The sequence below is a fragment of the Oceanisphaera pacifica genome, assembly GCF_017498065.1.
GTDB classification, from domain to species: Bacteria; Pseudomonadota; Gammaproteobacteria; order Enterobacterales; family Aeromonadaceae; genus Oceanimonas; species Oceanimonas pacifica.
Genome location: NZ_JAGDFX010000011.1, coordinates 24,009 through 48,630 on the forward strand (window position 1 = coordinate 24,009; position 24,622 = coordinate 48,630).

The following is a 24,622-nucleotide window of genomic DNA, read 5'->3' on the forward strand; positions in this document are numbered from 1 at the left end:
GGGCTTTAGAATTCTAATCGGTATGTCGTTAGCGCATCAGCCTTCCCCAGCCCCACCCGTGGTGGTTCCGGTAATAATAATGGTGGTGATGCGGTGTGCACAAAGCAGCATAACGAACAACCTCTAATAGCGAATGCCATAGCAATACCCCGAGAGTACATACTTGTCAACTCTCCTTGTGGCTTGATAAGGCTCGGTTGAGATCTTTATAAAGCAGATGTAATAAGTTTAGATCCCGCTGCTCTAGCATAGGCAATCGGTCTGATACCCAATGTGCCAGTTTTTCATGCTGCCCAACTCCTATATCACTAAGCAGTTGTTCTGTTTTTTGTTGTAACAACTTTAGCTGGGTATTATCAGCTTGAGCCTTGGATGCCAACACTGATTGGTTACTATTTAAACTCTGACTACATTCATAGGCGTAGAGCATTATAGCCTGCCCTAAGTTCAATGAAGGATAACTAACGTTAAGAGGTAAATAGCTAATGATGTCGGCCAGCGCTAAGTCTTGATTACTTAACCCAGACTCTTCACAACCAAACACTAAGGCGACTTTTTGCAGACATTTATTATTAACTTGGCAAATGGCCTGCTTAGGCGTTAAATAATGGCGCACCTGCCCTCGCTCTCGTGCTGTGGTAGCAATCACTAAATCCATGTCGGCCAATGCAGAGGCAAGCTCATCAAAACATTGTGCTTGGGTTAATATCTCTTGGGCTCCATGAGCGACCCAATGCGCTTTCTCTTCTGTATGTACTTGACTATTTACCACGCGCATTTGGCTAAAGCCCATGGTTTTCATTGCTCGCGCAGCTGCACCCACATTTTCTGCCCGCGCCGGCGATTTAAGTACAAAATACAGCTGCATAACTTACCCAAAAAAATGCCTGATTTAAACGATGTCTATTGTCCCATAAATCCCACAGTAACGGTAGGCTGGTAATAAGTGCCTAATAGCAGTTTTCTTTGCACAACGATTCCCTGTTATCTGTGTGTGACGGCTTGCGTAACAAAACCATTTATAAACGTCAGTCAAAGTGCGAGCGATCGCAACGACTCGCAGCGTTCGTTAGGCTAATGTATAGCGCCACGTATGGCTTAATTAGGGAGAGATAAAGTGGATGATGGTGGTGTAGCGCGCGTTATTATGACGCGATTTGAGGAGTTTTATGGCTGCTTTCTTGATATCACAAAAGGAGCCCAAGGCCGATTTGAGCGCCAAGATTGGGAAGCCGTACAAGAAGCCGGTGTTGAGCGCATTCGCTTATATGATCAACATGTTAAAAAAACCGTGCAGGCGATTCGCGATCAACACGGCCACGCCCGTTTTAGTGCCAGTGAGCTAAAATCGATTAAGCAGGCATTTAACGATTTACTGATCAAGCAAACTAACCCTGAAATTGCCGAATCTTTTTATAACTCTGTATATCGGCGATTATTTCGTCATAAAAACATTTATGCTAATAACTTGTATGTGCACCGCTTTATTTCCTGCCGCTCTGCTACTCAAACCGCATCATATTGTCAGTCATATCATACTCGCTTATCTGAGCTAGACAGTACGCTAAGCCACATTATTGAAAAGCTAGGCCTTAGCGTGCCCTTTTGCCACTTAAGCCAAGATGTCGCCTATGTGCGCCGTTATCTTGAGGAGGTGGCGCCTGCTGTTTTTGCACAACAAGAGCTGCAAATTGATGTAATTAACTCGCTCTTTTTTCGTAATAAAGGGGCCTATTTAATTGCACGAATACAATGCAATAACATGACATTGCCGTTTATTCTGCCTATTTTACACCATAAGCACGGCGGCCTTTATATAGACACCCTTATCTTGTCTTATGACGATGCGTCTATTTTATTCAGCTTTTCTCGTGCGTATTTTATGGTGTGGTGCCCAGAGGCGGCACCTTTAGTGCAGTTTTTGCGCCCCTTATTACCCAGTAAAGCCGATCATGAGATCTACAGTGCTATTGGCTGTCAGAAGCACGGCAAAACTGAGTTTTACCGCGATTTTTTACAGCAGCTGCATCAATCTCGCGATCAATTTGTGTTGGCACCTGGCATTAAAGGCATGGTGATGAGCGTGTTTACGCTGCCCTCTTTTAATATTGTGTTTAAAATTATTAAAGATAAGTTTACGCCGCCTAAGGTTATTAATCACGAGACGGTACGGGCTAAATACAAGCTAGTGAAACAACACGACCGAGTGGGTCGCATGGCAGACACCATGCAGTTTACTAACTTTGAGTTACCGCTTGATCGCATCAGCCCCGAGTTACTGGAAGAGCTGCAAAAAGTCGCGCCCTCGCAGCTCACCATTACCGAGCACACCCTCATAATTCATCATTTATATACTGAGCGGCGCATGACTCCCCTTAACCTCTACCTTGAGCAAGCCTCAGAGCAAGCGCGGATACAGGTATTAGATGAATATGCTAATGCCATTAAACAGTTAGCCACGGCGAATATTTTTCCTGGAGATATGTTATTTAAAAACTTTGGTGTGACGCGACATAACAGGGTTATATTTTATGATTACGATGAGATCAGCTATATGACGGAATGCCATTTTCGTGATATTCCCAAGGCACGCTATCCAGAAGATGCGTTTAGTGCTGAACCTTGGTATTCAGTGGCCGAAAACGATATTTTTCCTGAAGAATTTGCCACTTTTTTACTGAGTAGCCCCAAGATCCGTGATGCATTTAACCTTGAGCATCATGATTTATTTACCGCAGATTATTGGCGAGGGTTACAAGATAAGATTACTAATGGGCAATTTGGCGATGTCTTCCCTTACTCACAACAGCAGCGTTTTCACGTTCGTTATGGTTAAGGCTTTAAATACAATGCACGGAGCGGGCTCCGTGCACCCTGTTAGCTGGTTACTAAAGGCTGTAACGCTTAAGCCGTTATAAAGCTAAAACGAGTGGTGGGTGAGCGGCTCGCGGGCAACCAGCACCCCATTAATATCCGCGTAAATATAGTCATCCGGCTTAATGGTAACTTCAGCAAATGTGACGGGCACATCGATTTCACCCACGCCACGTTTTTCGGTTTTCATTGGGCAGGTTGCCAGCGCTTTTACACCCAGCGCCATATCGCTAATGGCACCAGCATCACGAATAGCACCATTAATAATCAGCCCTGCCCAGCCGTTTTCTATGGCTAATGCCGCCAGCTGATCGCCCATTAATGCACGGCGCAAGCTTCCACCACCATCAACAACCAGCACCTTGCCCGTTCCTGGGGTGGCCAATAACTCTCGCACTTTAGAGTTATCTTCTTTACAGCTAACAGTCACGGCTTGCCCCCAAAAGGTTTGCGCGGCACCGTAATCTTTAAAAATAGGCGCTAATATTTCCACTTCATCGCCATGCTCATCACATAAATCAGGTAATAAATCTAACATTTCACATCTCCATAATAGATAAACTCATCACAATACCCACCTTACCCCCGCAATCTACAACGAGCAAATGTAACATTATCAGCGCTTGACTATTGTTATGCTCCTGTTAACTGTTAAAATAGTAGTACTTTGGGTTATGGACCTCTGTTTGTCCCAGCTGTATATTTTTTGGGCGCAAAGCAGTCACGGCATGGGATGCAAATAATAAAAAGCTCAAGAAACAGTACAGTCAGGCCGGCGCAACTTGGTGTTAACGAGATATGGCTTGGCACCATAAAAGTGCTAGAGTAATCATTAATATCTCTCACTTAGGCAACTGTTGATACTGAATTCTATTTACATCTAATAAACAGGTAGGCGCATGCAGACTCCACATATTCTTATTGTTGAAGACGAGTTAGTCACTCGCAACACCTTAAAGGGCATTTTTGAAGCCGAAGGGTATTCTGTGCTCGAAGCAACAGATGGCGAAGAGATGTATAGAGCACTGTCTAATAATCACGTTAATCTTGTGATTATGGACATTAATCTTCCCGGTAAAAATGGTCTACTACTGGCACGTGAATTGCGCGACCAGCATAATTTAGCACTGATGTTTTTAACGGGCCGCGATAACGAAGTCGATAAAATTTTAGGGCTAGAAATTGGTGCCGATGACTACATCACCAAGCCTTTTAATCCGCGTGAACTCACTATTCGTGCTCGCAACTTGCTTAGCCGTACTATGCAAGTACCTGAGATAAACGAAGAAGAAAGGCTAGTAGAAGCGTATCGTTTTAATGGCTGGACCTTAGATATTAATAGCCGCGCCTTGATTAGCCCAACTGGTGATATGTTTAAACTACCGCGCAGCGAGTTTCGCGCCATGGTGCACTTTTGTGAAAACCCAGGGCAAATTCAAAGCCGTGCCGATTTATTGAAAAAGATGACCGGCCGCGAGCTTAAGCCTCATGATCGTACTGTGGATGTCACTATTCGTCGCATTCGTAAACATTTTGAGTCTATTCCTGACACGCCAGAAATTATTGCCACCATTCACGGTGAAGGTTATCGTTTTTGTGGTGAGCTAGAAGCTTAACCGCAACGCCTTATGTACCAGTTAAACAACAAAAACCCGCCATGGCGGGTTTTTTTATTGGCTACATATTATCGATAATATCGTTGGCAAATTCAGAGCAAGACCGCAATGTGGCGCCACTCATTTGTCGCTCAAAATCATAAGTCACCGTTTTATTGGCAATAGCCGCAGACATGCCTTTAATAATTAGATTGGCCGCTTCCTGCCAGCCAATATAACGCAACATCATTTCTGCTGATAAAATTAACGAGCCTGGGTTTACCTTATCCTGCCCCGCATATTTAGGTGCGCTACCATGCGTGGCCTCAAATACCGCAACCCCATCACCTATATTAGCGCCGGGTGCAATACCAATACCGCCCACTTGGGCCGCCAATGCATCTGAAATATAGTCTCCGTTTAAGTTCATGCAGGCAATCACATCATACTCATCTGGGCGTAACAGTATTTGCTGTAAGAATGCATCGGCAATGGCATCTTTTACTGTGATTTTTTTACCTGTATTGGGGTTTGCAAATTCACACCAAGGGCCACCGTCAATCAGGCTTGCATCAAACTCCTGTTCGGCCAAGGCATAGCCCCACTCTTTAAAGGCACCTTCGGTGTATTTCATAATATTGCCCTTGTGTACCAAGGTCACCGAGTCTCTATCATGTTCAACAGCGTACTGTAATGCCGCCCGCACCAAGCGCTCTGTGCCCGCTTTTGAGGTCGGCTTAATACCAATGCCACAGTGCTCAGAAAAGCGAATGTTTTGTACGCCCATGTCATGGGTTAAAAAGTCAATCAGCTGAGTCGCCTCTGGGCTATTGGCTGGCCACTCTATGCCGGCATAAATATCTTCGCTATTTTCTCTAAAAATCACCATGTCAGTCAGCTCTGGCTGCTTTAGAGGACTAGGGGTACCAGGGTAATAGCGAACAGGGCGCAAACATACATATAAGTCTAGCTGCTGGCGCAGGGCCACATTAAGAGAACGCATACCGCCGCCCACAGGCGTGGTAAGTGGGCCTTTAATGGCCACATGGTAATCTCGAATAACCGCTAAGGTTTCTGAGGGGAGCCACACATCTTTGCCATACACCTGAGTAGCTTTTTTTCCGCTGTATACTTCCATCCAATGAATCTGGCATTCATTGTTATAGGCCTTAGCCACGGCAGCATCAACCACAGCTTGCATAGCAGGGGTGACATCAACACCAGTGCCATCCCCTTCAATAAAAGGAATAATAGGATCGTGGGGCACCTTTAAGTGTCCGTGCTCGTCCACTGTTATTTTTTGCCCTTTAAGAGGAACGATGACGTTTGACATGTTCGGCTGCTCCTTAACGGTTAATCGAGAAGGCTTTTTAATAAAGCTCAATTTGACACTTAATAAGTAACATAAATGTTAAATTAAAAATAGAGGCCCAAAGTCTTTCTCACTCTTTTTGCGAGGTATTAGTCTCAGGCACTGACTTTTGTTATGGTAAAATTAATGTTTATTAAATTTAGCCTCTATGAAAGCAAAAAAAACACGCTCTTATAATAGAGCAGCCAATGCCGGACCTAAAGCTGACTCGGCAACCACTCTATTATTTAACAAACCTTATATGGTGCTGTGCCAATTTACCGATGCTGAAGGCCGCCAAACATTGGCAGACTTTATTGATAAACCTGGGGTGTATGCTGCAGGGCGGCTCGATAGAGACAGCGAGGGCTTATTAGTACTGACTAATAATGGTGCCTTAAATGCCAAGCTGACACAGCCTGGCCGCAAAACCGCGAAAACCTATTGGGCACAGGTAGAAGGTGTGCCCACAGAGACAGACTTAGACGAGCTTCGCCAAGGCGTAACTTTAAAAGATGGCCCTACCCTGCCCGCTCAAGTGCGTATTATGCCCCAACCCAATATTTGGCCTCGTACGCCGCCTATTCGCGAGCGCCAACAGATCCCAACCAGCTGGTTAGAAATTAACATTATTGAAGGCCGTAACCGTCAAGTCAGGCGCATGACAGCCCATATTGGCTTCCCGACTTTACGCCTTATTCGCTATCGCGTTGGGCCATGGACGCTTGATAGCTTACCCTCAGGCCAATGGAGAACCGTATGAGCCATCATCCTTTTGCCGTAACAGTGGCCATCATCATACGCGCGGGCGAGCGTTTTTTAATGGTCGAAGAATGGCAGCAAGGTAAAATCCGCTTTAATCAGCCTGCGGGTCACTTAGAGCCCGGCGAAACCATACTGGCCGGTGCCCAGCGTGAGCTATTAGAAGAAACGGGGCTAAACATTCCTCTTGAGCAAGGGGTGGCAATTTATCAATTTGAAGCTCCCGATAATGGTACTCATTTTGTACGCTTTACCTTTTGCGCCGAAGTAACTGAGCCGTTAACCACCCAACCACAAGATCCCGATGACGATATTATCCGCTGCCACTGGTTAACCCTACCAGAGATTGCCGCTTTAGGCAGCCAATTACGTAGCCCCATGATTTTGTCCTCACTTAATGATTACCTTGCCGGCCAACGCTTTGCTCTTAATTCATTAAAACAGCAGAGTTAAGGGGATTAGAGGCTACTTCAACATTTTGCTTGGCTTGCTATAAAAAATTCAATCACTTAGCATTTGCCGTTTACTCAACACTAAGCCTATTTATGCTGTGTGAGCCTAACATTGCCACTTTTAGCTGACGTTGATTGCCTATTAGGCCATAACGCGGAGCAGAATATGAAAAACCAAGAACTCGCGTTGGTCATTGGCAACGCCATTGAACAAGAACAATTTGACACCGCCCTTGAGCAGCTGACTCCTTTGCGCCCCATTGATATCGCCGATATTTTAGCTGAAATTGCCCCGTCTTTAGCTTGGCGTTTATTAGATCGTCTCCCCAATAGAGCGACGGTGTTTTCTTATTTAGATGCCGATGTACAAGAGCTGCTTGCCCGAGCTTTTCCGCGCGCCAATTTAGCACGCGTAGTGGGTGAAATGCCCTCAGATGAGCGCACCGACTTATATAAGCATCTTGATCAAGCACAAAAAGACGCGCTGCTTCCTGCCCTTGCTCAAGCAAAACGCGAAGATATTAGAAAGCTGGCCGCCTATCAAGAAGGCACTGCGGGCGCTTTAATGAGCTCAGATTACGCCACCCTAGAGCCCAATATGAATGTGAGTACGGCACTGGCGACATTACGCGTAGAAGCCCCCGATGCAGAAACCATTTATCATGCCTATGTGATTGATAGCGAGCGTAAATTATTAGGGGTAGTGTCATTGCGCGCCCTTATTTTAGCCGCGCCCCATACCCTAATGCATAACTTAATGATCAGCGCCCCCGTACATTGTAAAGTAGACGATAATCAAGAAGACGTTGCGAAAACCGTGGCCCGTTATGACCTTATTGCTCTGCCTATTACCGATGAGCATGGTGCCTTAGTGGGCATAGTCACCCACGATGACGCCATGGACGTAGCCAGTGACGAGGCCACCGATGACTTTCATAAATCCGGCGGTGTGACCAGTATTGTTGGTAAATTAAAAGATGCCAGCATAGGCGTACTGTATCGCAAACGGGTGTTTTGGCTGGTATTGCTGGTATTTGGCAACTTATTCTCAGGCGCCGGCATTGCGCACTTTGAAGATATTATTGCCGCCAATCTGGTACTGGTGTTCTTTTTACCTTTACTGGTGGACAGCGGCGGCAACGCCGGCTCGCAATCTGCCACCTTAATGGTGCGCGCTTTAGCCACTGGCGATGTGGTGATGCGCGATTGGTTTCGTTTATTAGGTAAAGAAACCCTAGTGGCATTGTGTTTAGGCGCCACCATGGCTGTGGCCGTGTCTGCCATTGGCTATATGCGTGGCGACGAAGTGGTGGCCTTAGTGCTGGCCATGAGCATGATGTCGGTGGTCATGATTGGTTGCGTAGTGGGCATGAGTCTGCCCTTTGTGTTAAATAAATTGGGCTTTGATCCCGCCAGCGCCAGCGCCCCCCTTATCACCTCTGTGTGTGACGCCTCAGGCGTTATTATCTATCTATTTATCGCCTCACGCTTTTTAGCCTTGGGCTAGAGGTTGGGGAATAGGGAATAGTAACAGAAAGACAAGCGCGGTGTGCTAATCACTAGTCCCTAATCACCCATCCCAGCAATCTATTTCGTCATTGCGAGGAGCGCAGCGACGCGGCAATCTAGGCCCTTCGGGCAGCGATCAGCTTTAAGCCGTCAGCTATCAGACAAACAAAAACAAACCGACCGCAGAGCGGCCATAAGCCAACAAACAGACGCTGGTTGAGTGTTGAGTGGACTGACAGCTTACCGCTGATAGCTGACGGCTTTCTTTTAGTTATACGCTGAGCGCGGTACGAACAAACAGTGTTTTCTTTAACGTATGATGTATAGCGTTAGACCTAGCGCTCTCTTTTACAATGGATTGCTTCGTACCTCGCAATGACCAAAGAGAGTCGCTCTGGCTTTTCGTAGGGGCGAATTTATTCGCACAAAAACCATGGCATACCTTAAAATCGGTCGAATTAATTTGACCCTACACACGATTGGATTTTTTAATGTAAGGCGTACCGCTTTACTTCGTCGTCATTGCGAGGAGCGCAGCGACGCGGCAATCCATGTCTGGCGCTGCACGGGCCTGAAGAATGGATTGCCACGCTGCGCTCGCAATGACCCAAATTCTGGGTTTTCTGTAGTTCCACGCTTTAGCTGTGGATTCTGCGAAGCAGAAAGGCTTTTCAACTGACAGCTTATAGCTTACGGCTGACAGCTCCCCGAAGGGGATAAGCTGGGCGCTATTTCTTAGCGCTTACTGCTTAAAGCTGGCCGCCTTTTTGGGTACAATCGTAAAACACTTTTAATACAATCAACTTACAGGTCTGACACATGGCGACAAAATCCCGTATTGCAGCACTTATCACCCACATGCAGCAAGGGCTGCTAGAGCGGGATACGCCAGCCAGACTGGCCTTGCTTGCCGCCTTATCGGGGGAGCATTTATTATTACTTGGCCCCCCTGGCACCGCCAAAAGTGAAATGGCCCGTCGCCTGCATACAGTGGTTGATGATAATCGCTATTTTGAGCGTTTATTAACACGCTTTTCGGTGCCCGAAGAATTATTTGGCCCCTTATCCATTAAAGCACTTGAGCAAGACCGCTATTTACGCCAAACCCAAGGCTACTTACCCGAGTCTGCCATTGCCTTTATCGATGAAATATTTAAAGCCAATAGCGCCATTCTTAACAGCTTACTCACTCTGCTCAACGAGCGTCAGTTCGACAACGGCAGTGAACGGGTGACAGTGCCGCTTATTTCGGTGATTGCTGCCAGTAACGAGCTACCAGAAAGTGCCGAACTTAATGCGCTGTACGACCGCTTTTTACTGCGTTTTCAAGTTAATCCCATTAACGACGACAGCTTTACTCAGCTGCTTACTTTAAATCACAGCTATCAAGCCCCCGATGACTCACAACGTTTAAGCCAAGCCGATTTGGATACTATTCGCGATGGTGCTAACCAGCTTGAGCTATCGGATGCACTGATCCGTTTATTACATAGCTTGCGTGCTTTTTTAGCCGAGCAAGATATGACGATTTCCGATAGACGCTGGCGCAAAGTGATTAAGCTCATCAAGGTGTCGGCTTTTTGTAATGGTGAAACGCAAGCCGGATTATTTGACGCTTGGTTATTACCGCACTGCATGTGGCAGCAACCCGAGCAATTTTCCTCCCTCAATAACTGGTTAAAAGAGCACATTGCCGCAGATCCTGGCTTTAGCCCTGCATTAATGACGGAATTAGTGGATAGTTGGCAACAACGATTAGATCAAGATGCCGATCCTGTGCTTCCTGCATTAAACGAACAGGGTTATCAGCTGTACTTAGACGAACAAGGCCAACCAGTTACAGAAGCTAAAGGCCAGCGCCAACGCACCAATGAGAAAGGTGAATTACTCTATCACCAGCCTCGCTTGGCTAACTCTAGTTTTACCGCCGATGAAATTCGTAATTTAGGCGGGCAGCTTGATCAATACCAGCCTATTTTAGAGCCCTATCAGCGCCCTACGGCTTTGCAAGCCAAAGCCTGGCCCGCTGCGCACATTGAGTCTCGTTTGCGCCAACTTGACGAGCGCATTGCCGAGCTGACTCAATACTTAGGCTGGCTGGATCAACAACTGACTGACTTACCCGAGCGTTTACGCCAGCACCTGTGGTTAGAGTCAGACTTATCGGCCCAAATACAGCAACAACTCACCCAACAGCAACAACAATTAACCCAGCAAAAAGCGCGCTTGCAACAGTTGCACGAGGGCTTTTCTGCGCTACCGGTTGAGGCTTAATTGATGCCAACCCCATTACCTCCCGGATTGGCGCCATTATCAAGTTTACCCGAAAACTTGTTTGCGCTGGTGGTAACTCACTCTTTGGGTAGTCTGTTGCCCAGAGCCATTTGGGTGCAGCAGTTACTGACCAGACTCGATAAAGGGCAGCTGGCTCCGCCGGCTCAGTGGTTAAACACCAGCACCGAGCGGCGTATTCGTCAGTTGCTGGCGCGCTCTGGTGCCTTGCTCTATAGCGAGCAGACCCCAGAGGTGGCGCAAGCTGTGGTGCAAGATATTTTACTCACCCTAGAGCAAGTTGAACTGGCTTGGCCAGCCACTGCTAACGGGCTTATGTTGCACCAAGTCGTTTCAGATAAAGCCGCAGCTCAACAAATCGCCCGCGCTCGCCATACCCGTGACGCCCTTAATAAGCTTGCCAAGCAGTGGGAGCACAGAGTGAGCTTGTGGCAAAGCATGGATCAGGTAGCCGAGGAATTAGGAGTGGCACCGGCAATTGGTACTGATCAAAACAGTGGTGAGCTAAGAGACAGAGCCTGGTTTGATTTATTGCGCTTAAAGCAGTGGATTTCAAATATTCAGCCTTTGCAGCGTTTATTACAGCAACTGGGCCAGCAAAGGCCTAGCCCAGAGCAAAGTGCTGAAATTAGCCAGTTACAGCAAAAAATGAGCCCTAACGAGCAGGGTCTGCAAGAGCGCAAAATCCCCGATGTGCCCATGGAAACCGACGGAATCACCCGCTCCGATAATCTTACTCGCATGTTACCCATAGAAGCCGCGTTTATGGGGCACTCAGTGTTGCACATGCTGTGGCACGCCCGCCGCGCCGAACAAGGCCTGCTTAGTTATGCCGTAGCAGGGGTGATGCCCATAGATGCCGGCACCGACTGGACAGCCCCACGATCAGGTAAAGGCGAAGGCACGGGCCAAGGGCTGCAACAAGGCCCTATTATTCTGTGCCTAGATACCTCTGCCTCCATGCACGGTTTAGCCGAGCAAGTTTCTAAAGCCTTGGTATTAGAAGCATTAAGTGTGGCTAAACAACACAACCGCGCCTGCTTGGTTTATTTGTTTGGTGGCGCCGATGAGCTGCTCACGCTAGATAATCAAGACTTAACACTGCCCGAACTTCTGGATATGTTACGCGGCTCCTTTAGTGGTGGTACAGACGTCAACACACCCTTGCTAGCAGCCTTACAACGCTTAAAGCAACAGGCCTATCAGCAAGCGGATATATTGCTGGTGAGCGATGGGGAGTTTCAGGTAAGCCAAGAGTTACAACAGCACGTTGAACAGGCAAAAGAGCAACAAGGGATGCGCGTATTTGGCCTACAGCTCGGCTACGCAACGGCACTGCACGCCATGCAACAATTGTGCGAACCGATACGGTTATTTAGTGATTGGAAAACCCTAGAGCAAGCAGCACGCTTACAATAACTTGCAGAGATTTTATTTATGACAACTCCCTCTATGTTTGGTCAAGCAGATAACTCTTATCTAGCCGCAGGTGGTGAGGCGGGATTACAGCAATTGGCCGCCGATTTTTATCACGCCATGGACACTCGCACCGATGCTGCCATTATTAGGGCCATGCACCCAGACTGCCTAAAAGAAAGCACCGATAAACTAGCCCGCTTTTTAGCCGGCTGGTTAGGTGGCCCAAGTTTATATCGTGAAAAATATGGCCCCATTAGCATTCCTCGCGCTCATGCACATTTAGCCATTGGCTCAAGTGAACGTGATGCTTGGCTGGCTTGTATGGCACAAGCCTTAGCTCAACAAGACTACAGCCCCTCATTTAAAACTTATTTATTACAAGCGCTCAGTGTTCCTGCCGAACGCTGCCGCACCCAAGCATAAGCTTTAAACGAACAGCGCGCTTGCAGTAAACCGCACGGCGCTGCCTTATTTAAAAATAGAAGCATTGAATTACCGGTATAGCCTCCCGCTGTTGGCGTTTGTCTGGTAAAATGGCGGCCGTTTTGCAATCAGGTGACGGCGAGTAATGAGCGATAACAGTCAATTAAAAGTGATTGTCGGCATGTCCGGCGGGGTAGACTCTTCAGTCTCAGCCTATCTGCTACAACAGCAGGGCTATCAGGTGGAAGGCCTGTTTATGAAAAACTGGGAAGAAGACGATACCGACGAGTATTGCTCTGCCGCCGAAGACTTAGCCGATGCACAGTCGGTATGCGACAAGCTGGGTATTGAACTACATACCATCAACTTTGCCGCCGAATATTGGGACAATGTGTTTGAGCATTTTTTGGCCGAGTATAAAGCCGGTCGTACCCCTAACCCTGATATTCTGTGCAACAAAGAAATCAAATTTAAGGCTTTTTTAGAGTTTGCCGCCGAAGACTTAGGCGCAGACTATATTGCCACCGGCCACTATGTGCGCCGCAGTTTTGGCGAGCAACCGCAAATGTTGCGCGGCATAGATGGCAATAAAGACCAAAGCTATTTTCTGTATACCCTAAGTAGCGAACAAATAAGCAAAAGCTTATTTCCGGTGGGCGAGCTAGAAAAACCCGAAGTACGCCGCATTGCCGAGCAACTGGAATTAGTTACCGCTGGCAAAAAAGATTCCACGGGGATCTGCTTTATTGGTGAGCGGAAATTTACTGACTTTTTAGCCCAGTATTTACCAGCGCAGCCAGGCAACATTGAAACCGTTAACGGCGAAGTGATAGGTAAGCATCAGGGCTTGATGTATCACACCTTAGGCCAGCGCAAGGGCTTAGGCATTGGTGGTTTAAAAAATGCCAGTGACGACCCTTGGTATGTGGTCGACAAAGAGCTGGATCGCAATGTGTTGGTGGTGGCCCAGGGCGATCATCCACGGCTTTACTCAAAAGGCCTAATTACACGCCAATTACACTGGGTTAACCGCACGCCCATTAGTGAGGCTTTTCGCTGCACCATAAAAACCCGTTATCGCCAAACCGACATTCCCTGCTTAGTTGAGCCCCTAGATGACGACACCCTTAAAGTCACCTTTGATACGCCGCAAGCTGCAGTCACTCCAGGCCAGTCTGCCGTATTTTATGATGGCGACGTGTGCTTAGGCGGCGGTGTGATAGAAACGCGTTTAAATGAGGAGCCAGTGTGAGTCACAACCTTGAGAATCAAACTCTAGCTTTTGCCGGCATTTGTCAGGCTGCCCATTTAGTACAACAAGTGGCCCGCCAAGGCAGTATTGAAGATAAAGCCACCTTAACGACCACATTAAACAGTATTTTAGTGACCGACGCCGAGCAAAGCGCCGATATTTATGGTGGCCAAGAGGCGCTAACCTTAGGCTATCAAACCATTGTCGATCAACTAAGTAACAAAAGTGCGCGCAAAAATGCCGAACTTACCCGCTATTTAGTGGGCATAGTGGCGCTAGAGCGCAAACTTGCCAAACGCCAAGACCTTATGGCCATGTTGGGCGAGCGCATTAACCAAGTAAAACGCCAGCGCCACCATTTTGAGTTACTTGACGACCAAGTACTAGCCAGCCTCGCCAGCGTATATAGCGATATTGTGAGCCCCATAGGGCCGCGTATTCAAGTGGCGGGAAACCCCACATATTTGCAGCAAACACCAGTGCAACATCAAATTCGCGCCCTACTGCTGGCCGGCATTCGTAGCGCTGTACTCTGGCGCCAACTTGGCGGTAAACGCCGCCATATTTTATTTGCGCGCAAGCAATTAGTGGCTCAGGCCCAAACTGCCCTGCGCAAGTAAATCACATTGTTATTTTGTTTAGCATAATGTTTATCTGACAGCTGAAAGCTAATAGCTTAACGCTATTTATTACCCCCCCCCCAACGTTCAGGAGTTGTTGTTCATGGAATTGTCTGCATTAACGGCTATTTCTCCGGTTGATGGCCGCTATGGTTCAAAAACCCAAGAATTACGCACTATTTTTTCCGAATTTGGTTTATTGCGTTTTCGCGTAGAAGTTGAAGTTCGCTGGTTGCAAGCGCTAGCCGCTAATGCCGACATTACTGAAGTTCCTGCACTATCAGATGAAGCCAATGCGCTGCTCGATGGCATTGTTGCCAATTTCAACGAAGCCGATGGCCAACGCATTAAAGACATAGAAAGTGTCACTAATCACGACGTAAAAGCCGTGGAATACTTCTTAAAAGAAAAAGTAGAAGTCTTGCCAGAGCTGGCCGCCGTGAGTGAGTTTATTCACTTTGCTTGCACCAGTGAAGACATTAACAACAACGCCCACGCCCTTATGCTAACCGCCGGTCGCGAACAAGTGATTGTGCCTTACTGCCAACAGTTAATTGACGCCATAAAAGGCTTAGCGGCACAGTACCGTGACACGCCTATGCTAAGTCGTACTCACGGCCAACCCGCTTCACCCACAACTTTGGGTAAAGAAATGGCCAACGTTGTGTATCGTCTTGAGCGCCAGTTAAAGCAGATTAAATCCGTCGAAATGCTGGCAAAAATCAATGGTGCCGTGGGTAACTATAATGCCCACGTTTCCGCCTACCCAGAAGTAGACTGGCAGGTGTTTGCCGAGCGCTTTGTAACCGGCTTAGGGCTCGACTTTAACCCCTACACCACACAAATTGAGCCGCATGACTACATTGCCGAGCTGTTTGATGCCGTGGCGCGCTTTAACACTATCGTATTAGACTTTGACCGCGATATTTGGGGCTACATCTCTATTGGCCACTTTAAGCAAAAAACCGTGGCCGGCGAAATTGGCTCAAGCACCATGCCGCACAAAGTTAACCCTATCGACTTTGAAAACTCCGAAGGTAACTTAGGCTTAGCCAATGCAATTTTTAATCACTTGTCTGCCAAATTGCCGGTTTCTCGCTGGCAGCGCGACTTAACCGACAGCACAGTATTGCGCAACCTAGGCGTAGCCGTGGGTTATTCGGTGATTGCTTACCAAGCCACGTTAAAAGGCATTAGCAAGTTAGAAGCCAACCCAGAAGCGTTAGCGGCCGATCTAGATCAAAACTGGGAAGTATTGGCCGAGCCGGTACAAACCGTGATGCGTCGCTACGGCATTGAAAAGCCTTATGAAAAACTCAAAGAGCTAACTCGTGGCAAGCGCGTTAACGCCGAAGGCATGCGCACCTTTATCGACGGCCTAGACCTACCAGAAACCGTTAAAGATGAGCTAAAACAGCTTACCCCCGCCAACTACATTGGCAAAGCCGTGAAGCTTACCGACGAGATTTAAGCAAGCTTAAAGCGCTAAGCTGGAAGCTAGAAGTAACACACTCTAAAACACCGAGCCTAAACGAAGGCTCGGTGTTTTTTCTTTTAGCTTTCGGCTTCAAGCTAATGGCTATGTCTTCCTAATCTATCATTCTCGACTGTGCCTTGGCATAATGGCCGCTCTTTTTCATGCTTTCTTTTACCACTGCAGGTTGCCATGCATAGCGCACTTACTCTTGATATTAATGATTTTTTGACTCATTACTGGCAAAAAAAACCAGTACTGATCAAGGGAGCTTTTCCTGACTTTAACGATCCTCTAAGCCCAGATGAATTAGCAGGCTTAGCGCTAGAGTCAGAAATAGAATCGCGCCGGGTATGGCGAGCCGATGCGCGCTGGCAGGCAGAAAGTGGCCCCTTTGACAGCTACGATCACCTTGGCGATAAAGATTGGACCTTGCTAGTACAGGCCGTTAACCAATGGCACCCAGGGGTGCAAGATATAGCCGATGCCTTTCGCTTTATTCCAGGATGGCGCTTCGACGATGTAATGGTGAGCTTCTCTACCCCTGGCGGTGGCGTTGGTCCGCATATCGATCAATATGGGGTTTTTATTATTCAAGGGCAAGGCACTCGCCGCTGGCGCGTGGGCCTAAAACAAGAGCTAACGCAATTTGCCGCCAATGGCGCTTTACGTCACTGCGAAGCCTTTGACGCAGAAATAGACGAAATACTGACCCCAGGCGATATGATCTATATTCCGCCTGGTTGCCCGCACGAAGGCTACGCCGAAACGCCGGCTCTTAATTATTCAGTCGGCTTTCGTGCCCCCGATGCACGAGACTTAATCTCAGGCTTTGCCGATCATCTGCTGGCCCACGAAGTCACCAGCCGTCGCTTTAACGATGCCGACCTGCCTGCTTGTAGTGCTCATGGGCGCATCGATCACTCTGTGCTGTCACAAGTTAAAGCCTTAATGACAGAGTTATTAGAAGATCCCGAACAATTAGCCAATTGGTTTGGTGAAATGATCTCAGACGCCAAGCACGACTTAGATCTTGAGCCACCCGAGCCCGCCTACAGCCTAGAAGAGTTAGTATTGCGCATGGACAACGGCGATCATCTATACCGTTTGGCTGGAGTTCGCTGCTTTTATATGCAAGATAATGAGCAAGTGTTTTATTTAGACGGCGAGCGCTATCAATTAGCCGAGCCCGATCGTGAAGCCATCAGCTTGCTCTGTGATCAAGCGCGCATTTGCGGCCCAGAAGTTGCTTGCTTAACGCAACCTCAGGCCTTATTAGAAGTACTGCTCCCCCTAGTCAATCAGGGTTACTGGTATTTTGAAGAAGAAGAGTAACTATTGATAACTTGGCGTCTAGCAGTTGGCGCCAAGCTAACCATTTAAGGGGCTAAACGGTCGATTGACCAGCCTGCGGTATGATCATCGCCGGCTTTATGTTGATAGATAAAGCGGTCATGCAGGCGATTAGCGCCCCCTTGCCAAAACTCTATTGAGTCAAACTTCACTCTAAAACCGCCCCAAAAGCTGGGCAAGGGCACTTCTCCGCTGGAAAATTTTTGTTTCATTTCCAAAAACTTACCTTCTAACACCCCACGCGCCGAAATTCGCGCCGATTGCTGTGAGACCCAAGCACCAATTTGGCTGTCTTTAGGGCGACTACTAAAGTACTTCATGACCTCTAACGTAGAAAGACGCTCCACTTGCCCGGTAACATGCACTTGGCGCTCTAAACCATGCCACGGAAATAACAAGCTAACCCGCGGGTTTTGCGCCAACTGGCTGGCTTTGCGGCTGCCCATATTGGTATAAAATACAAACCCTTGCTCATCTAAATGCTTTAACAACACAATGCGCTGGTACGGCTGCCCCCGCTCATCGACGGTGCCAACCACCATTGCTGTTGGATCCCCTATTTCTGCCGTCACCGCTTGTTGCATCCAGGTTTCAAACAAATCGAGAGGGTTGTCCGGCAAGTGTTTGCGCCGTAATCCGCCTTGCAAATATTCACGCCGATAGTGGGCCAATTCCATACAGGTATATCTCCTAGTTGACGAACACTTATTGTGCTCGCCATCGTCATCATTGGCAAGCCGCACCCTCTGGTGTTCAACAAACTTCACCAGCCATAAACAAGGGTTTTACTGCAAAAAAGTACAAAAATGACTCCGACCCTTTTTTGGGGGAACGAGCATCAAAAGGTTCAAATCAAGCGGTTTTGCTATAAAAAATGCAAAAATGACTCCGACCCCTTTTCAGTTTTGTTGCTTGCGGGCAGCTTTTTTCTCGGCGCGGCGACGCTTAAAAAAGGCACTCAACTGAGTAGCACATTCATCCGCCAACACTCCAGACTGCCACGCCACCAAGTGATTAAGGCCAGGAGTTGCCAATAACTGCAATACTGAGTCTAGCGCTCCAGTTTTTGCATCACTGGCGCCATACACTACCCGTTGAATGCGACTATGTATCATGGCTCCTGCACACATAATGCACGGCTCAAGCGTGACATATAACGTACACTCAAGCAGACGATAATTACCTAAGACTTTTCCTGCTTGTCGCAGCGCCATAATTTCGGCATGGGCGGTAGCATCATGGTTACCAATTGACTTATTCCACCCCTGCCCTATGCACTCACCATTATGCACCACCAGCGCCCCCACAGGGACTTCATTTTCCTGTTCCGCCTTAGCCGCCAGCACCATGGCTTGGCGCATCCAGTACTCATCTTGTTCTGTCATAATGTTGTCTTTTGTTGGCTTAGCCGAATAGCGGGCTATTATCTCAAAACGCGGAAATGGCGCAAATACTGTTTTTATCGTTGAAAAAGTCACACTTTGAGTAAGAAAGCAGCAGTTGAGCCTAAATAACCAAAATGGGCTTGCAGCACGATCTTCTGCTCTATATAGTAAGTACCGATTCGGCGTGTAGCGCAGCTTGGTAGCGCACTAGCATGGGGTGTTAGGGGTCGGAGGTTCGAATCCTCTCACGCCGACCAAATCAAGAAAAGCCACTTCTAAGAAGTGGCTTTTTTGTTGGGAAGGCCCATGATTAATAGGCTCTTCTTATTCCATACTTTGAAAGCTTCAGCTAAGTGCTCACCTACCATCTGGTTATTTGATTTATAGTACCAACAACCAAGCTCTCCATTACCTTTTCTGATAGCATTAGCCAATATAATTAATAAGTAAATTATATATCTGTTTTGTTTTGTCTCCCACCTGGCCTTGACCAATAATTTGATTATCTATCTCAATAATTGGCATCACTTCAGAGGTGGTTGATGTGATAAATACTTCATCAGCTGCCAAAAGTTCAGCTTTAGTAAATTTAACCTCTTCAACAGTAAAATTATTTTCACTTAATAAGCTCAAAATTCTTTGACGGGTAATTCCATTTAATATCATATTGCTAGCAGGGTGAGTTTTATAAACACCATCTTTTACTATAAATACGTTTGTTGATGTTCCTTCTGTGATAACGTCATCACGAACAAATATACCTTCAAACGCTTTATTATCTTGCGCTTTTTGCTTCATCATCACATTGTATAATAAATTCAGGCTTTTAATGTCGCAACGCAACCATCTTAAATCATCGACAGTAATCGCAGTAACACCTGATAGTTGCTTTTCTTTAGGGCGAGTAAAGTAAAGTGGGTAAGCAATAAGATGAGAGGCTAATGTTCGATCATAGCTATGTTTTCTTGGAGAAACACCTCGCGTCACTTGAAAGTAGATACCGCCATCCACTACATTGTTTTCTGCTATTAGCGCTTTAATGTTCTCTTTTAGCTCATTGACTGTATATGAAAGAGTAATATCTATTTCTTGTGCACTTCTAAAAAAGCGCTCAACATGACCATCTAGCTCGTAAACCTCACCCTCATAAACCCTTACTACTTCATACACGCCATCACCAAACTGATAACCTCTGTCTTCAATGTCAATAGCAACATTTTCTCTGCTTTCTATCGTATTATTAACGAGTACTTTCATTTTATATCTCACCCATGCTGTGGAGTAACAAGCTAAACAGTCTACTCACTCAGCTTAATCAACAACAATGCTGTTTACGTATCACTAATGCCCAAACCGCATAACTACTAAAAGTTCTTATATAACAAACAGATAACCTTAAACTCTCAACCGCCACTATGGCGAGCAGGTTCAACATAACGTCATATTGGACTGCATACAAAAGCGCTACAGGTGGTATAGTGCAACCAATGTCAGCCAGAAAACAACTATCGACATATCATTGTCGAGCCAAGAGATAGGTGCATGAATATAGAAACAAAATGGTTAGAGGACTTTCTCTCGCTAGCCCACACCCATAGTTTCTCCCAATCAGCAAAAGAACGGCACATGACGCAGCCTGCCTTCAGTCGCCGAATCAAAGCGTTAGAAGCGGCGGTGGGTTGTGAGCTGATCGATAGAGCCAGCATGCCAGTAACGTTGACTGCTGAAGGGCTATTGTTTCAAATGACAGCGCGTAATCTTGTATCTCAGCTATCGGACAGCATCCATCACTTACAGTCAATGAAACAACAAGGGGTTAACACTCTTAACTTTGCCGTGTCTCACACTCTTTCTCTCTCTTTGTTTCCCACCTTCTTACACTCTTTTCAACAAGCACTAACAGGGGTTAATACTCGCCAATTAGTGGCTAATGTGGACGATTGCGCACACGCCTTAAAAAACGGCCTCTGTGAGTTTCTATTAGCCTTTGAGGAGCCAACCCTCTCATCTGAATATTTTCATCATCTTGAACTGCAAACCGTTCAGTTAGTGCCTGTGTGTCGAGGTGATGAAGAAGGCCGTGCTATTTTTGACCTAGATGCAGCAGACCCTGTCACTGTCCCTTACCTAGGCTACCCTAAAGACATATTCTTGGGGCGCTGTGTCGAACAGCTACTGCGCCGCCGACCGCGAACTGTCACGCTCAATCAGGTATTTGAGTCACCCTTAGCCGACAGCCTAAAGATTATGGCAATGCAGGGCATAGGTATTGCCTGGGTCCCCAGCTTTGCTATTCGTGAAGAGTTACAGCAAGGACTTTTGGTCATATGCGGAGAGACTAGTTGGCAGCTTCCGCTCACTGTGTGCCTTTATCGCAGTTGCAGCACACTGCCTAGTGTCGCCGAAGACTTTTGGCTTGTATGTAAGCACAAGTTTAGTAAATAGCCGGAGTCAACAATATGCACATAGCCCTCTGTGGTCTCGGCCGGTATACCCTGCAAGCCATCTTCTTGTTGCTTTTATTTTTAAATAAAGCAGCTGCTATTCCCCATTTAGATGAAAACATCATTCATATAGGCGGCGATCATTACTATCCGCCCTATGAATTTATCAACCAAGACGGGGTTGCTGACGGATATAATGTTGAGTTAACCCTTGCTATTGCAGAAGTGATGGGGATGAAGGTAGATATTCGTCTTGGGGATTGGAGTGCTATGCGTAAAAACCTTGATGAAGGCAAGCTCGATGTTTTACAGGGCATTATATACTCAGGAAAGCGGACAGCCGAATATCACTTCTCCCCCCCTCATGCCATAGTGCATCAGTCAATTTTTGCGCGTAAAGGCGAAAGTAAAGCCGCCACACTTGCCGAGCTGCGAGATAAAGAAGTGATAGTACAAAGAGGTGGTATTATGCACGATCACCTAGTACAGGATAATGTACAAGCACAGCTTATTTTGGTCGACACTCATGCCGCAGCACTACGCTTACTTGCCGCAGGAAAACATGATTACGCATTAGTGGCCAACCTGCCAGGCCTTTATTTAGGGCGTGAATTAAAACTATCAAATATCACACCGGTCGGTCAGCCTTTTAGCCCGCAACGCTATGGCTATGCGGTTACTAAAGGGAACGAAGCACTGTTAGCTCGCTTTAGCGAGGGCTTGGCTATTCTCAAAAAAACAGGCCGTCACCAAGAGATATATGATAAGTGGCTGGGCGACTTAACTGTTACAGGCTGGCCTTGGAAAAAGATTGGGCTGGTAACGGCTCTTATATCCTTCATGCTACTGTTAATATTGGGTGGCATTGTTATTTGGAATCGCGTGCTAGCGCGTGAAGTTGCCAACCGGGCAGCCGAATTGGATCGTCAACATAAGCAACTGATTCAGGCGGATAAAATGTCCTCTTTAGGCATATTGGTCGCTGGGGTCGCCCACGAGGTCAATAACCCCTGCAGCCTGTTGCTGTTGAACTTGCCGGTTCTTAAAGAGGCATATCAAGATATAGAAGAGCTATTAGAGACACAGTATCACGAACATGGCGATTTTTATCTGGCTGGTTTGCCTTATAGCCGTATGCGCACAGAGATTCCTGCCATGTTAGATGATATGCTGACCAGCGCGAATAGGATCAGGCGTATTGTTGATGATCTGCGAGATTTTGCTCGTAAGGGACCGACTGAGCTTAATGAAGTAGTGGATCTCAATCAGGTGGTAGCCACTGTTATCCGACTGGTTGACAATACCCTTCGTCAATCCAGTCATCATATTAAGACCCACTACGCACAAGGCGTTCCTTGCTTCTATGGAAATGCGCAACGAATAGAACAAGTGATCATCAACCTTATCGTCAATGCCTGCCAAGCACTAACATCTGTAGAGCAAAGTATCTCCATAAAAACTGATTATGATATACAGAGCAAAGAGTTACGCCTTGAGGTTATAGATCAAGGGTGCGGTATTGAGCCACAGCATCTATCTCGTTTAAAAGACCCTTTTTTTACAACTAAACGTGAACAAGGTGGAATAGGGCTAGGGCTTTCTGTGTCTGCTAGCATAGTGCAGGAACATGGTGGCCAGCTTAACTATGAATCTGAATTGGGCAAAGGCACCCATGCTACTCTGTTTTTACCTACAATTAAGGAACCAGGCTGTGAGTAATCGTAACCTCTACCCAAACTTTGGCGTTTTATTAGTGGATGATGAGCCCGCATTCTTGCGCAGCCTCAGCATTGCTCTTGAACGACGGGGAGGCATCAATCATATCTACCACAGCGAAGATAGCCGAAATGTTATGGCCCTCCTTGCTCAAGAACCCATAGGGCTTGTGCTGCTAGATCTCACTATGCCCCACCTCTCGGGGGAAACTCTCTTAAAGCAAATAGTAGAAGAATATCCCGATATCGCCGTTATTATTGTCAGTGGCTTGAATCAGCTAGAAACGGCAGTAAATTGTATCCGCCTTGGCGCTTATGATTACTTTGTTAAAACCTCAGAAGAAGAAAGGTTAATTGGCGGTATCAGCCGCGCCATTGCCAGTCAAGAAATGCGCTTAGAAAATCAGGAAATGCGTAAGCGCTTTCTTAACGATACCTTAGAGCGCCCAGAGATCTTTGCCAATATCATTACCCAAGATAAAGGTATGCGGTCGGTTTTTCAGTATTTAGAAGCCATATCCGCCAGCAGTCAGCCAGTATTAATCTGTGGTGAAAGCGGCGTAGGCAAAGAGTTAATCGCGAATGCTATTCATACTTTGAGTAACCGCAATGGCCCCCTAGTTTGTGTAAATGTCGCCGGTCTTGATGATAACGTATTTGCCGACACCCTATTCGGCCATAATAAGGGGGCTTTCACTGGTGCTGATAAGGCGCGTGCAGGTATGGTTGAGCAGGCAGCAGGCGGCACCTTGTTTCTAGATGAAATTGGCGACCTAAGCTTAGTGTCCCAAGTTAAACTATTACGATTGCTACAAGAAGGTGAGTATTACCCCCTAGGCAGCGACAAGCCTAAGCGTATTCGGGCTCGGGTGGTTGTGGCAACTCACCATGAATTAGCTAAAAAGCAGCAAGCTGGCGAGTTTCGCAAAGATCTTTATTATCGGTTACGTATCCATCAGGTAGAAGTCCCGCCCTTGCGACGACGCAAAGGTGATATTCCTTTGCTGCTAGAGCATTTTCTTGCCGAGGCGGCAGCTGAGTTAGCTAAAAACATTCCAACTATATCCAAAGAGCTTCCTATATTACTGGCTAATTATGAGTTTCCTGGAAACATCAGAGAGTTACGAGCCTTAGTATTCGATGCAATGAGCCAACACAAGTCGAGAATGCTATCGATGGAGGTGTTTCGTCGAGCTCTTGGACAACAAGAAGCACCATTAGTAGAAGAAAATGAGCATACTTTTGCCCCATTTAGCCAGATGAGGATATTGCCTAAGCTGAACGAAGTGGGCGATATATTGGTTATTGAGGCCATGCACAGAGCACAAGATAATCAGTCTCTGGCCGCTCGATTACTTGGCATTTCCCAACCCGCGTTGAGTAAACGGTTAAAAAAGCTAGAGGCTAACCGCTCGGTTGAATGATCGGTCTCTAATTTAAATGCCCAAGCAAGATACTCAGCCACAGCAACCCCTATAACCTAGCTCAATATTATAACCCCAAAGAAATAACCTAAGGCACTGATTTATAAGAACTTACTTTCACCCCTTTTTTTTCACTTAACTTAAGTTATACCCCTTTCATTATTTTACTTACTGAGTAAATACAAAAACCCTTTAAAAACAACTAGTTAAAATATTTCTTTCCGCGATACGTTGGCGCATTACTTGCTTTAACTTAATAAGGGGTCGTACGTACCCGT

At 46.8% G+C, this 24,622-nt stretch carries 20 protein-coding genes, 1 tRNA gene and 1 pseudogene; 16 read left to right on the top strand and 6 right to left on the bottom strand.

The window, feature by feature from the left end:
• Positions 1–166: 166 nt before the first annotated feature.
• Positions 167–868 (bottom strand): tRNA/rRNA methyltransferase, encoded by a 702-nt coding sequence (locus J3U76_RS10130; RefSeq protein WP_208005858.1) that lies wholly within the window; start codon positions 866–868, stop codon positions 167–169.
• Between the two features lie 249 nt (positions 869–1,117).
• On the opposite strand from J3U76_RS10130, the gene aceK reads away from it, so the two are divergent.
• The gene (aceK, locus tag J3U76_RS10135) at positions 1,118–2,836 is read left to right on the top strand and encodes a bifunctional isocitrate dehydrogenase kinase/phosphatase (RefSeq protein WP_341534332.1); all 1,719 of its coding nucleotides are present in this window, start codon (positions 1,118–1,120) and stop codon (positions 2,834–2,836) included.
• Between the two features lie 84 nt (positions 2,837–2,920).
• On the opposite strand, the gene J3U76_RS10140 is transcribed toward aceK, so the two are convergent.
• Positions 2,921–3,412 (bottom strand): putative 4-hydroxy-4-methyl-2-oxoglutarate aldolase, encoded by a 492-nt coding sequence (locus tag J3U76_RS10140; RefSeq protein ID WP_208005859.1) that lies wholly within the window; start codon positions 3,410–3,412, stop codon positions 2,921–2,923.
• 361 nt (positions 3,413–3,773) lie between these two features.
• Here J3U76_RS10140 and arcA point away from each other — a divergent pair, with 361 nt between their 5' ends.
• Positions 3,774–4,490: a two-component system response regulator ArcA gene (gene arcA / locus J3U76_RS10145; protein WP_208005860.1), complete on the top strand. Its 717-nt coding sequence runs from the start codon at positions 3,774–3,776 to the stop codon at positions 4,488–4,490.
• 61 nt (positions 4,491–4,551) lie between these two features.
• On the opposite strand, the gene icd is transcribed toward arcA, so the two are convergent.
• Positions 4,552–5,802: an NADP-dependent isocitrate dehydrogenase gene (gene icd / locus J3U76_RS10150; protein WP_208005861.1), complete on the bottom strand. Its 1,251-nt coding sequence runs from the start codon at positions 5,800–5,802 to the stop codon at positions 4,552–4,554.
• Between the two features lie 187 nt (positions 5,803–5,989).
• Here icd and J3U76_RS10155 point away from each other — a divergent pair.
• The 10 genes and pseudogenes from J3U76_RS10155 to J3U76_RS10200 all read left to right on the top strand — a co-directional run.
• Positions 5,990–6,580 (top strand): annotated as a pseudogene (locus J3U76_RS10155) (pseudouridine synthase); the annotation flags it as partial.
• Positions 6,580–7,035, top strand: coding sequence for an NUDIX hydrolase (locus tag J3U76_RS10160; RefSeq protein ID WP_208005863.1), 456 nt, complete (start codon positions 6,580–6,582; stop codon positions 7,033–7,035). The pseudogene J3U76_RS10155 and the gene J3U76_RS10160, both read left to right, overlap by 1 nt.
• Positions 7,036–7,200: 165 nt before the next feature.
• Positions 7,201–8,541, top strand: a complete 1,341-nt coding sequence (gene mgtE, locus J3U76_RS10165; RefSeq protein WP_208005864.1) for a magnesium transporter — start codon at positions 7,201–7,203, stop codon at positions 8,539–8,541.
• Positions 8,542–9,362: 821 nt separating this feature from the next.
• On the top strand, positions 9,363–10,817 hold the full coding sequence (locus J3U76_RS10170) for an AAA family ATPase (RefSeq protein ID WP_208005865.1): 1,455 nt from the start codon (positions 9,363–9,365) through the stop codon (positions 10,815–10,817).
• A gap of 3 nt (positions 10,818–10,820) precedes the next feature.
• The gene (locus tag J3U76_RS10175) at positions 10,821–12,254 is read left to right on the top strand and encodes a vWA domain-containing protein (protein WP_208005866.1); all 1,434 of its coding nucleotides are present in this window, start codon (positions 10,821–10,823) and stop codon (positions 12,252–12,254) included.
• Positions 12,255–12,272: 18 nt separating this feature from the next.
• A complete protein-coding gene (locus tag J3U76_RS10180; RefSeq protein WP_208005867.1) occupies positions 12,273–12,677 on the top strand; it encodes a group II truncated hemoglobin in 405 nt (134 codons plus the stop codon).
• Positions 12,678–12,822: 145 nt separating this feature from the next.
• Positions 12,823–13,929: a tRNA 2-thiouridine(34) synthase MnmA gene (gene mnmA / locus J3U76_RS10185; RefSeq protein ID WP_208005868.1), complete on the top strand. Its 1,107-nt coding sequence runs from the start codon at positions 12,823–12,825 to the stop codon at positions 13,927–13,929.
• On the top strand, positions 13,926–14,549 hold the full coding sequence (gene hflD / locus J3U76_RS10190; RefSeq protein ID WP_208005869.1) for a high frequency lysogenization protein HflD: 624 nt from the start codon (positions 13,926–13,928) through the stop codon (positions 14,547–14,549). Before mnmA ends, hflD begins: the two co-directional genes overlap by 4 nt.
• A 103-nt stretch (positions 14,550–14,652) precedes the next feature.
• Positions 14,653–16,020 (top strand): adenylosuccinate lyase, encoded by a 1,368-nt coding sequence (gene purB / locus J3U76_RS10195; protein ID WP_208005870.1) that lies wholly within the window; start codon positions 14,653–14,655, stop codon positions 16,018–16,020.
• Between the two features lie 195 nt (positions 16,021–16,215).
• Positions 16,216–17,358: a ribosomal protein uL16 3-hydroxylase gene (locus tag J3U76_RS10200; RefSeq protein WP_208005871.1), complete on the top strand. Its 1,143-nt coding sequence runs from the start codon at positions 16,216–16,218 to the stop codon at positions 17,356–17,358.
• Positions 17,359–17,402: 44 nt separating this feature from the next.
• Here the strand turns inward: J3U76_RS10200 and pdxH are convergent, their stop codons facing one another.
• Both pdxH and tadA read right to left on the bottom strand, forming a co-directional pair.
• On the bottom strand, positions 17,403–18,053 hold the full coding sequence (gene pdxH / locus J3U76_RS10205; protein WP_208005872.1) for a pyridoxamine 5'-phosphate oxidase: 651 nt from the start codon (positions 18,051–18,053) through the stop codon (positions 17,403–17,405).
• A 222-nt stretch (positions 18,054–18,275) separates the two neighbouring features.
• The gene (tadA, locus tag J3U76_RS10210) at positions 18,276–18,761 is read right to left on the bottom strand and encodes a tRNA adenosine(34) deaminase TadA (protein WP_208005873.1); all 486 of its coding nucleotides are present in this window, start codon (positions 18,759–18,761) and stop codon (positions 18,276–18,278) included.
• 180 nt (positions 18,762–18,941) lie between these two features.
• Here tadA and J3U76_RS10215 point away from each other — a divergent pair.
• Positions 18,942–19,018, top strand: a tRNA-Pro gene (locus tag J3U76_RS10215).
• Positions 19,019–19,187: 169 nt separating this feature from the next.
• Here J3U76_RS10215 and dat read toward each other — a convergent pair.
• Positions 19,188–20,018, bottom strand: a complete 831-nt coding sequence (gene dat / locus J3U76_RS10220) for a D-amino-acid transaminase (RefSeq protein WP_208005874.1) — start codon at positions 20,016–20,018, stop codon at positions 19,188–19,190.
• Between the two features lie 285 nt (positions 20,019–20,303).
• Here dat and J3U76_RS10225 point away from each other — a divergent pair, with 285 nt between their 5' ends.
• Genes J3U76_RS10225 through J3U76_RS10235 form a run of 3 tightly spaced genes read left to right on the top strand, consistent with a single transcriptional unit; the run spans position 20,304 to position 24,344 of the window.
• Complete coding sequence (locus J3U76_RS10225; RefSeq protein ID WP_208005875.1) at positions 20,304–21,206, top strand: LysR substrate-binding domain-containing protein; 903 nt, start codon at positions 20,304–20,306, stop codon at positions 21,204–21,206.
• A 14-nt stretch (positions 21,207–21,220) separates the two neighbouring features.
• Positions 21,221–22,924, top strand: a complete 1,704-nt coding sequence (locus J3U76_RS10230; protein WP_208005876.1) for a transporter substrate-binding domain-containing protein — start codon at positions 21,221–21,223, stop codon at positions 22,922–22,924.
• Positions 22,917–24,344 (top strand): sigma-54-dependent transcriptional regulator, encoded by a 1,428-nt coding sequence (locus tag J3U76_RS10235; RefSeq protein WP_341534334.1) that lies wholly within the window; start codon positions 22,917–22,919, stop codon positions 24,342–24,344. Before J3U76_RS10230 ends, J3U76_RS10235 begins: the two co-directional genes overlap by 8 nt.
• Positions 24,345–24,622: the final 278 nt, after the last annotated feature.